Origin of the sequence: Abiotrophia sp. HMSC24B09, from assembly GCF_001815865.1 — a bacterium.
GTDB lineage: Bacteria > Bacillota > Bacilli > Lactobacillales > Aerococcaceae > Abiotrophia.
Map to the genome: position 1 here is coordinate 268,509 of NZ_KV822210.1, position 9,241 is coordinate 277,749.

General features: G+C 48.8%; 12 protein-coding genes. 9 read left to right on the forward strand and 3 right to left on the reverse strand.

Annotated elements, in window-relative coordinates; all coding sequences use genetic code 11:
- Positions 1 to 56 precede the first annotated feature (56 nt).
- A complete protein-coding gene (locus HMPREF3093_RS07490; RefSeq protein ID WP_070756367.1) occupies positions 57 to 1,406 on the reverse strand; it encodes a BaiN/RdsA family NAD(P)/FAD-dependent oxidoreductase in 1,350 nt (449 codons plus the stop codon).
- A gap of 240 nt (positions 1,407 to 1,646) precedes the next feature.
- Here HMPREF3093_RS07490 and rplM point away from each other — a divergent pair, with 240 nt between their 5' ends.
- Positions 1,647 to 2,090, forward strand: a complete 444-nt coding sequence (gene rplM / locus HMPREF3093_RS07495; RefSeq protein WP_083316312.1) for a 50S ribosomal protein L13 — start codon at positions 1,647 to 1,649, stop codon at positions 2,088 to 2,090.
- Positions 2,091 to 2,103: 13 nt separating this feature from the next.
- The gene (gene rpsI / locus HMPREF3093_RS07500) at positions 2,104 to 2,496 is read left to right on the forward strand and encodes a 30S ribosomal protein S9 (protein ID WP_035363993.1); all 393 of its coding nucleotides are present in this window, start codon (positions 2,104 to 2,106) and stop codon (positions 2,494 to 2,496) included.
- A 150-nt stretch (positions 2,497 to 2,646) separates the two neighbouring features.
- On the opposite strand, the gene HMPREF3093_RS07505 is transcribed toward rpsI, so the two are convergent.
- On the reverse strand, positions 2,647 to 3,792 hold the full coding sequence (locus tag HMPREF3093_RS07505; protein WP_070756368.1) for a site-specific integrase: 1,146 nt from the start codon (positions 3,790 to 3,792) through the stop codon (positions 2,647 to 2,649).
- 59 nt (positions 3,793 to 3,851) lie between these two features.
- A complete protein-coding gene (locus tag HMPREF3093_RS07510; protein ID WP_180363288.1) occupies positions 3,852 to 4,472 on the reverse strand; it encodes a helix-turn-helix domain-containing protein in 621 nt (206 codons plus the stop codon).
- Between the two features lie 215 nt (positions 4,473 to 4,687).
- On the opposite strand from HMPREF3093_RS07510, the gene HMPREF3093_RS07515 reads away from it, so the two are divergent.
- The 7 genes from HMPREF3093_RS07515 (at position 4,688) to HMPREF3093_RS07545 (ending at position 9,198) form a co-directional block, all read left to right on the forward strand.
- Entirely contained in the window at positions 4,688 to 4,888 is a 201-nt protein-coding gene (locus HMPREF3093_RS07515; protein ID WP_218970170.1) for a helix-turn-helix transcriptional regulator, read from the forward strand.
- A gap of 40 nt (positions 4,889 to 4,928) precedes the next feature.
- Complete coding sequence (locus HMPREF3093_RS07520; protein ID WP_180363289.1) at positions 4,929 to 5,195, forward strand: helix-turn-helix domain-containing protein; 267 nt, start codon at positions 4,929 to 4,931, stop codon at positions 5,193 to 5,195.
- Positions 5,196 to 5,273: 78 nt separating this feature from the next.
- Positions 5,274 to 5,699, forward strand: a complete 426-nt coding sequence (locus HMPREF3093_RS07525; RefSeq protein WP_070756372.1) for an ORF6C domain-containing protein — start codon at positions 5,274 to 5,276, stop codon at positions 5,697 to 5,699.
- Positions 5,689 to 6,558: a DnaD domain-containing protein gene (locus HMPREF3093_RS07530; RefSeq protein ID WP_070756373.1), complete on the forward strand. Its 870-nt coding sequence runs from the start codon at positions 5,689 to 5,691 to the stop codon at positions 6,556 to 6,558. The genes HMPREF3093_RS07525 and HMPREF3093_RS07530 overlap by 11 nt, the downstream gene beginning before the upstream one ends.
- Before the next feature lie 33 nt (positions 6,559 to 6,591).
- The gene (locus tag HMPREF3093_RS07535) at positions 6,592 to 7,332 is read left to right on the forward strand and encodes a hypothetical protein (protein WP_070756374.1); all 741 of its coding nucleotides are present in this window, start codon (positions 6,592 to 6,594) and stop codon (positions 7,330 to 7,332) included.
- Between the two features lie 663 nt (positions 7,333 to 7,995).
- The gene (locus HMPREF3093_RS07540; protein WP_070756375.1) at positions 7,996 to 8,487 is read left to right on the forward strand and encodes a hypothetical protein; all 492 of its coding nucleotides are present in this window, start codon (positions 7,996 to 7,998) and stop codon (positions 8,485 to 8,487) included.
- Between the two features lie 513 nt (positions 8,488 to 9,000).
- Positions 9,001 to 9,198, forward strand: a complete 198-nt coding sequence (locus HMPREF3093_RS07545; protein ID WP_023391804.1) for a DUF1659 domain-containing protein — start codon at positions 9,001 to 9,003, stop codon at positions 9,196 to 9,198.
- The last annotated feature ends 43 nt before the right edge of the window (positions 9,199 to 9,241 follow it).

Sequence of the window (9,241 nt, forward strand, 5' to 3'; positions counted from 1 at the left end):
CTAGTGGACCACTTTGAAGAGTGGACCACTAGCTCGGGCAGGAAGTTATTAAATGATCAGCCTTGTAGCTCGAAGCTTTTCCAGGCAGCGTATTGGCCGGCGATGGTGCCGGTCACAAATGCGGCGGTGATGTTGTAGCCACCGGTGTAGCCGTTAATATCCAGGAATTCGCCACAGAAAAAAAGGCCTTGGGTCAGCTTGGACTCCATAGTCTTAGGGTTGACTTCCTTGGTGGAGACGCCGCCCCCAGTCACGAAGCCCTTTTCCAGAGGTTGAGAGCCGGTCGCGCTTAGTGGAAAGGCCGTCATCAGCTGCCAGAGCTGGGCGACTTGGGCGTGGGTCAGCTGCTTGAAGGCTGTCTCTGGCGCTACCCCTAATTGCTGGCAGAGGACCAAGGCCAGGCGCTCAGGCACCCACTGCTTAAGCAAGGTAAGCAGCTGTTTGTCGCGGCCGACCTCTGCCTGAGCGCTCAGTTCAGCCTGCGTCAGGTTAGGCTGGAAGTTGACCGTTAGCAGGCAGGATTCGGCTTCCGGGTGGGCAAAGAGCCACAGGTTGACGTGGCCGGAACAACGTAGGATGGCAGGACCTGAGAAGCCAAAGTGGGTGAAAATCATGTCCATTTGGTGAGTGACGATAGCCTTGGCGGGGGTGCTAGATTGTTTGGTAGGCGTGTTTTCGGCTGTTTGGGCTTGGGGAGAGGTAGAAGGAGCTCCCACTACATCCCAGACTGTCACCGCCACGTCACGCAGGGAGACGCCTTGTAGGGATTTGTCTACAATGAAGCTATCCTGACTCAAGAGTGGAGCTTCGGTAGCATAAAGGCGCTCGATGGTGTGGCCGGCAGCCCGCGCCCAGGCGTAGCCATCGCCGGTGGCCCCGGTCTTAGGATAGGCGCGGCCGCCCACTGCTAGCACCACCGCAGGCGCTAGCACCTCCCGGCCACTAGCCAGTAGGACACCGCGCACCCGGCCGGCTTCCTTGTTCAGAAGCAGGCGCTCAACGGGCGCTTCGTACCGGATGGTGACATCTAGGGCCTCCAGCTCAGCCAGCAAGGTATCCAGAATGGTCCGAGCCGAATTAGTCACCGGGAACATGCGGCCGTGGTCCTCTTCCTTGAGGGCGACGCCCCGGGACTGGAAGAAGTCGATAATGTCATCTTGGTCAAATTGATTGAGAGCTGAATAGAGGAATTTACCGTTGCCGGGAATGTGGGCAATCAGGTCCTGGCGGCTGGTTCGGTTGGTGACGTTACAGCGCCCGCCACCTGATAGCAGGAGCTTGCGGCCGGGCCGCTTATTCTTCTCTAGAAGGAGGACGCGGGCCCCTTGGCTGGCGGCATTAATGGCGGCCATGAGGCCACTGGAACCGGCGCCGACCACGAGGACGTCGAAGCTAGGATGTGTCATGTGAATTCTCCTTATAAAAACGTGTTTCAAGTCCCCTTTACTTTACCGTAAGGACGGGCCTAAGTCCACCTTTTCGCTGTTATGCGTTTGTAATCTTTTTTGGGGGAGGAATTTGGCAAATACTATTGACTTTTGGGGCAAATCACGTTAATATGGATAACGGTATTGTTTGCCCCACTATGAGCCCCGGAAACTCAATAGTAATGTCAAACAACTAGATTTATATTGGAGGAAACTATCGTGCGTACAACATACATGGCTAAGAAAAACGAAGTTGAACGTAACTGGGTGCTTGTAGACGCAACAGATGTCCCATTGGGTCGTTTGTCTGCTGTAGTGGCATCAATTTTACGTGGTAAAAACAAACCGACTTACACCCCTCACGTTGACACGGGTGACTTTGTCGTAATCGTCAATGCTGATAAGGTAGCCTTGACCGGTAAGAAAGCAACCGACAAGATTTACTACCGTCACACTGGCCACCCAGGTGGTTTGAAACAAATCACTGCTGGTGAATTACGTGAAAAGAACCCAGTTCGTTTGGTAGAACAATCTATCAAAGGGATGTTACCAAGCAACCGCTTAGGTCGTCGTCAATTCACTAAATTACATGTCTACGCTGGTGCTGAGCACAATCATGCTGCTCAACAACCTCAAGCATTGGACATCCAATCATTAATTTAAGGAGGGAACCACATTGTCTAAAGCACAATACTTAGGTACAGGTCGTCGTAAAAACTCTGTTGCTCGTGTACGTTTAGTGCCCGGAACTGGTGTATTCACTGTCAATGGTCGTACATTGGAAGAATACATTCCATTCCCTCACTTACACGAAGTAATCAAACAACCATTCGCTGTGACTGAAACTCTCGGTCAATACGACGTATTGGTGAACGCTAACGGTGGTGGCTTCAACGGCCAATCCGGTGCAATCCGTCACGGTATCGCACGCGCGCTCTTAACTGTTGATCCTGACTTCCGTCCAGCTCTGAAGGCTGCAGGTCTCTTGACCCGTGACCCACGTATGGTTGAACGTAAGAAGCCAGGTCTTAAGAAAGCTCGTAAAGCTTCTCAATTCTCAAAACGTTAATCAATACGATTATATCAACGTTTGTGGAGCACCCTACACTCTGTGTGGGGTGTTTTTTTGTGCTTAAAAATAGGGAATGACTTACCGTTTGACTTACCGCTTAGTTAGTGAATAATAGTGGTAACGGTAAGGCATTCCCATTTGCCTTACTTATTTTTCTACAAAATTTGCGAAGTCTGACCCGATAGAGCCCATACGGTCTTTATTGATATGAGAGTATACTTCCATAACCATATCGCTGTTTTCGTGTCCTAGACGCTTCTGAACTTCCTTTATTGGAATACCGGACTCAATCAACAGAGTACAGTGCGTGTGGCGTAAGCCGTGGACTGTGATATAGTCGATATCTGACTTCTTCCGTAACTTCTTGAGCAGGGCATAGGGGTAGCCCGCATACTGAAAGTTATTGTTCTCATCGGAAATGATGAACTGTTCCTTGGAGAAAATATTGAAGCCTAGGGAAGAAAGTATCTTTCTTTGCTCTTTCTTCCACCGCTTAAGCACGTTGATAGTGACCGGGTCTAAGGAGATTTCGCGTTGACTAGCAGGAGTCTTCGGTGTCTGTAGAATACGTTTATAGTCTTCGCCTCGTGCAACAGATCGTCTCACGGTCAGAGTACCCTTAGACTCGTTGAAGTCAGTCCATTTGAGACCAACGACTTCACCTTCACGCATGCCGGTAAAGGCAATGATACGAAAGACAACGCTAGCTTGAGGGTCGCCCAGTTCCTCCACACATTCTAGAAAGTAGAGGAGTTGCTGACGGCTATAATAGGGTGCCTCGTACTTGCGTTCGTCTATCTTAAGGCGACGCTTGGGGCGAATAGTATCTTTCATAGGGTTGTCTCGAATGAGTTGGAGGTGTACCCGCGCGTATTCAAGAATACGAGAAGCAAGTCCTATCATATTAGAGTAATTCTTATAGTTTGAATACCAATGGTTCACAGCTTCTTGGCAGAGCTGAGGCGTTATTTGTTTCACGCGCATATCTCCCAATTTTGGTAAGATATAGCGATTGATAATGAAGAGTTGGGAGGTAAAGGTACTCTCCTTAACGGTTAGGCGATAAGTTTCTAGCCATTCATCACAGACTTCTTCAAAGGTAACACTAGTCCCGCCGGATTTTATACGCTTTTCGGTCAAGCGTCTTGTACCAGCTAAATAGGCCTGTTTCTCTGTACTAAAGCCACGAAGCGTTGTATTACGCTTCTTTCCAGTGAGTGGGTCGCGCCCAAGGTGAATGTCCACCCTCCAGGCCGTCTCCCCATTTTTCTTGCGATACTTACTAACTTTCATTTCATTCATCCTTTCGTGGCCATCCGCTAGGCTAGAAAAGAATGATGCCTTATCTGAGGTTAGTTCGGTGTATTAAGCGTATAAATCACACGCCCGATGATGCGGGCTACTTGCTCGGCCGTGTAGACCGTGGCACTTGGATCTAGGGGTTTATAGATTACCTGGTCGCCCAGGGTATCCATGATGCGAATCAGCGGGTGTTCGATGCCGGTCACGAATAAGGCTAGGCGGTCGCCTACCTTAGGCTTGGCTTGCTGATTGACGAAGATTAGGCTGTCCTTTTGGATCTCAGGTAGCATGCTGTCGTCCTTGGAATAGAGGGTGACATAGCTATCAGGGTTCATGAGGAACTTCAAGGGGTCTTTCTCGCTTGAATAGACCAGGCGATTGGTCTCGCTTAGGCCGTCCACCACGGACAAATTCTTCTTGTGGCGAATAAGGCGCGAGCTAGTGGCCTTATGGTTGCCTTTGCGCTTGCTATCCTTGTCGTCAGACCAACCTACTAGGTAGGCGGGAGAGACATTCAGGGCATCGGCCAATTTCTCTACCACATCCACACGAGCTTTTTCCAATGAAAAACGCTCGTAACGGGACACAGCTGATTTCTCAATCTGGGCCATTTGGGTCAGTTGTTTTTGCGACAAATCTCTTGATTCCCTTATTTTTCTTAATCTGCTCAAGTTTCTTTCACCTCCTGCATTTGGAACTATTTCCACACTCATTATACTCCTAAAGCCTGTTAAGTGCAATTAACAGCTTTTAAATTTCGAATAAAAAACGCGTGACAAAGGTTGATAATGGGTGTATATTGTAATTAACAAGAAAACGTTTTACATAAAAAGGGGGAATTATTATGCGAGATCACATTAACCAGAAGCTTCTGGTTGAAGAGATGATGAAATGTCGTTACTCGCAGAGCGATTTAGCTGAACGGTCAGGCGTTAGTCGTACCACCATCAGCAAAATAACTTGCTATCGCTGTTATCCGTCATTGGACGTGGCAGTTGCCATTGCCAGAGCCCTCAAATTACCTGATCAGGTATTACTACAAATCTTCTTCAGGCGAGAGGGTGACAAGACTAAGCGCTCGGCTTGAAAGTCGGTGATACTAGATGCCTACACAATCTGATGCCTTAATGAGTCAATTAGCTGATTATCTTTGGGAGAATTATGCGGGGAAAATGAATGACCTGCTTGCTACACTATCCCAACGTGTCAGTCAGTTAGAGGCGAGTCAACACAAGGCTTATCTGACACAACATGAAGTCATGGAGACCTTCGGTATCGGCCATCGCACCCTCAAGACATGGGTGGCTAATGGTCTGCCGGAAATCTGGCTAGGGAACAGAGTCTACTATGACAGAAATGATTTGCAGCACTATATGGAGACACAGAAAATCTAAGAAGCCATCCGCTAGGCCCAGTAGACTGCAAGTATATAAGTTCAAAGATTAACATATCAAATCAGGGAGGGACCCCAAATGGAAAAGAAACTGCAAGCGCGTATCTATGACTTGGAGGTTGAAAGAGCCAAGCTGGCTGACAAGCTCCAACATCTAGAGAAGAAAGTAGCCCGTATGGAGACTGAAGTGTCAACGGCCTATGTGACGCCAGCCGTTGCGAGCGCTCTAGACTTAACCCGCAAAACCAAGATAACGCAAATTCTCGGCGGGCCCAATGCCCCCGCCTATCGCAACCTTCGCTTACGCTATCAGGTCTTTCAAGAAGCTGAAGCCGATTTTAAGCTCTGCTTTGAAGTGCCTCGCTACCACATGGTCAAGATGGATCAGAAGGACACAGTCGTCGCATTCTGGCAACGTTGGATTCCGTCAGATGCCTTAACTCGTGCTATTCTCAATGCGAATGGGGTGCCGGTACCTATGGGAGATGAGCCCCATGCCAATTAAGCGGCTGATTGACACGCGCTTTTGGAGCGACGGGCAAGTGTTGGATTCCTATTCGCCAGAGGACAAGCTCTTTGCCCTCTATCTGCGGACTAATCCGCACTCCAGTCAATTAGGCGTCTATGCCTTACCAAGGCGCACCATGTCCTTTGAAATTGGCTATACGCCAGAAGCCATTGCCGTCTTACTGGATCGTTTCCAGACCAAATACCACGATATTGTCTATTCTGATGCAACGCAAGAGGTGGCCATCTTAGGCTACCTCAAGTCTAGCATCATCAAGGGTGGTAAGCCTGTACTTGATCTGCTTAAGCGGGAGCTTGAAGAAGTGGTCGACGGCGGCTTACTCCTACATCTACATGAGGCCATGGCCGACTTCCTAGAGCTTTCGACACGGGAAGTGGACGGGCAAATCCTGAAACTGATTGAGGCAGAACTCCAGCGTCGGGGTCTCAAGGCTCAAAATCAGAATGACAAAGACAATGACAATGAGATAAATCAATACAATGAAATATACAATGACAATGAAGAATCGTCAGGACCAATCGTGCAGACGACACGTCATAACGAATCGTCTGCACGATTCATCAAGCAAGAGCCTCCAGCTAATATGGCAAGTAGGCCATCGACACCACTAAGCGCTAGCGGTGTTGAGACAGGGCAGAAGTTGGTTCAATCAGCTTTCACTATGGCCTTTGGCCCTATCACGCCATCTATTACTGAGACCTTGAATCAATGGACCCGCAAACTAGGGGCTAGTAAGGTCCAAGACGCTATTAACTTGGCTAGCAAGAATAAGGCCAAGGATCCTATTCGTTACATCTCAGCGGTTTGCTTGAATTGGGAACAGTCAAACCGCTAGCCTTACCGCAACGCACAACAAGAGGGATACACTATGTTTGAATTACAATTTGCCGAATTAGAACCCCACAACCCCCACCGAAAGGGGCAATTGTTAGAGACACTACAAGAGGCCCAAGTCACAGCGGAAGAAGCCCTAGTGGCCTTCCGCGACTATGGCATAGATGATGCCCAGGTCTTTGGCCAGAGTATCCGTCGCCACCAGAAAGTGGCCGGCCCAGATTATGCACGTTATCAGATCGTCAGGCATGGTCCCCATGATGCGCTAGAAGTCGCCTATGAGGGCTATGTCACTCCAATCGTGATTTGCCATACGGCTCTAGCCGAGGAAGTAGTCAAACTCAGTATGTTAGTCCTAGAGACAGGGCCCCACCTGGCCAGAGGGGGAGGGAAGATTACCAACCTGCATCGTCAGCTGATTAAGCTGCTTAAGGCAGGCAGTGACTATGCCTTATCCGACGCCTTGACTTGCTTAGAGGCCGTTCTCATCGTGATGAAAGAGGTCGGTGTTCAGCTTCGACCAAAGGTAGCAGATCTAGTGGCCCGACAGACAGACCCGCTTTCCTTTGCGGAATGTATCCGAGGCCTAGACCGAGCCTTCCTGACAGGGCTGAATGTGGACTACTATCTATCCGAACTCTATGCCCTGGTGGTCCAACGCATTGAAGCGCGTTATCACCCCGAACTCTATGATCAGCTAGTTGACTTATTGGCTAGTCCAAAAGAAAATCGGGAAATCGCCCTTATGACCCAGGCTTATCATCTGGGGAGTTAGAAGACAAAGAAGAACCCCTCCCAAAATGTGGGAGGGGTTCTAGGCTGAAATGAAAGTAGTGTGTCACTCAGGGGGACACTTCTATTATACGCCCAAAGCCCTTGAATGTCTGTACCTTGCACTTAACAGCTTTTTAGTGACCTGCGGGCTCGGCCTGCGCCCCAACCCGCAGAAGGGGCTAGGAGCTTGTCTCAGCTTGCCTAAGCCAGAGGCTAGTAACTAGCCCCTGGCGTGGGGTGGTGGCTGTCTAGCTAGGCTAGAGGTTGACTCAAGGGTTTCCCGTGGGGCTAGCCCCACACCCCACCAGCGCAGCCGGCGCTGGACTCGGGCCTCTGGACAGTGGGCTGATCTGGGGTCGGTGGCCATACCTAATCCCCTCACCCCCTGTCCGGTCGGTGGTCGTGTGGAATAACACTGCGGTCCCAATGTCAAGGCTACCCTACGGCATTGGGGCAATGGTCTTGACATTGGGACCGCAGTGTTATGGAACCGGGTACTCGCCGACGGACAGGGGGTGAGGGGATTAGAGAGGTAGTTGATAAACTCATTGACTATCACGGATGCTCCCTTCTCATAGGACTTACAGTTGGATACTTGAGGTGGGAAGGGCTAGATTTTATTTGATAGGACTATAGGAATTTATATATTAGGGAGTGACCAGACATGTTAGACCAGGAAGTCCTGGTTGAGATGTATGGTAGTGTGATTCATCATGTGTTGCATAAGCAGGGGGTGCATAGGCAGCGGGATGAATATGGGGGCTATTACAATGAGCTCTATATCAAGTTAGTTGATCTAGCGAGCAAGTTTCGTGGCAATGCCTTGGATGAGGCGGAACGTGGGCGTTTCGTTGGCTATGCTAAGCCAGCCCTTACGCGCTATTTATGGTGGCTGTTGAAGCGAGATAGCTATCGGAAGGTAGAAGTGCTGACGGATGGGAGTCAGCATGAGTTTGGGCTTGTAGACCAGGTGAGTGAGCTGTCACTGGTGGAATATATGGCAGACGCTGAACGGGTGCTAAGCACCGAAGAATACGAGTTCTTCAAGGTGGCCGCTGACACCCGATGGACGGTGACGGAGAAGGCGAAGATGCTAGGGATTAGTAGGAAAACATACTATAAATTTCTGAGTAACCTACGTGGATATAGGCGCTAAAAAAGCTACTCACTGAATCAGTGAGTAGCTATATTTATATAGGTGCATCGTCAATGATGCTAGAGCTTTTGATTGGAAGTTGGCTCGACCGAATTTGTCTTAAACATGTCAGTAATATATCTGCACACCAAGATTAGTGAGAATTCACTAATAGAATGGTTTGCTACTAGTGTGAAAAGATACGTCATGAACAAAAGCATTAAGATAAACATAGCATTCTTCAAAAGCACTATCACCTCCTGTACGGTTATATTTTCGTTTGTGCGTACAGGATAAGAGTATCACAAAATGGGTAAATAGCAAGTTAACATAGGTGTATTGCCTTTTTATTTACTAGATAGAAATATAATCAAGATGATTCAATTTCTTGTCTATAGTAATCAGGTTAGGTAAGTATAATGATATGACAGCGCTAAGTAGAAACTTCATACTACTAATAGGGAGGTAACACTTTTTTCGTCCCCACCCTATATATAAGTGTAGCTACAAATCAAAACAAAGGAGCGAATTACAATGGCACGATCATTCGTTAAGGGCACCCTCCAAATGACCTCAATCGACGAAAACAAGAAGAAGGAAAACGTCAGCCTAGGTCATGTGGTGGCTAATGCCTCACTTGAAGATGTGACAGCGGTGCGCGATGCAGTGGGCACACTGGTTAAGCACCCTATCACCGAAACCAAAGTCACTGAAGTCTATGCCTATAACTAGGCCTAGCACCCACTCACTAAACTAGAAGAAAGGAGCCACCCAC

Excerpts from the sequence above, each read along its gene's own strand:
- HMPREF3093_RS07525 (WP_070756372.1), top strand. The coding sequence starts at position 5,274 with ATGGAAAAGAAACTGCAAGCGCGTATCTATGACTTGGAGGTTGAAAGA.
- HMPREF3093_RS07520 (WP_180363289.1), top strand. The coding sequence starts at position 4,929 with ATGAGTCAATTAGCTGATTATCTTTGGGAGAATTATGCGGGGAAAATG.
- HMPREF3093_RS07540 (WP_070756375.1), top strand. The coding sequence starts at position 7,996 with ATGTTAGACCAGGAAGTCCTGGTTGAGATGTATGGTAGTGTGATTCAT.
- HMPREF3093_RS07535 (WP_070756374.1), top strand. The coding sequence starts at position 6,592 with ATGTTTGAATTACAATTTGCCGAATTAGAACCCCACAACCCCCACCGA.
- HMPREF3093_RS07505 (WP_070756368.1), bottom strand. The coding sequence starts at position 3,792 with ATGAAAGTTAGTAAGTATCGCAAGAAAAATGGGGAGACGGCCTGGAGG.
- HMPREF3093_RS07530 (WP_070756373.1), top strand. The coding sequence starts at position 5,689 with ATGCCAATTAAGCGGCTGATTGACACGCGCTTTTGGAGCGACGGGCAA.
- HMPREF3093_RS07515 (WP_218970170.1), top strand. The coding sequence starts at position 4,688 with ATGAAATGTCGTTACTCGCAGAGCGATTTAGCTGAACGGTCAGGCGTT.
- HMPREF3093_RS07490 (WP_070756367.1), bottom strand. The coding sequence starts at position 1,406 with ATGACACATCCTAGCTTCGACGTCCTCGTGGTCGGCGCCGGTTCCAGT.
- HMPREF3093_RS07545 (WP_023391804.1), top strand. The coding sequence starts at position 9,001 with ATGGCACGATCATTCGTTAAGGGCACCCTCCAAATGACCTCAATCGAC.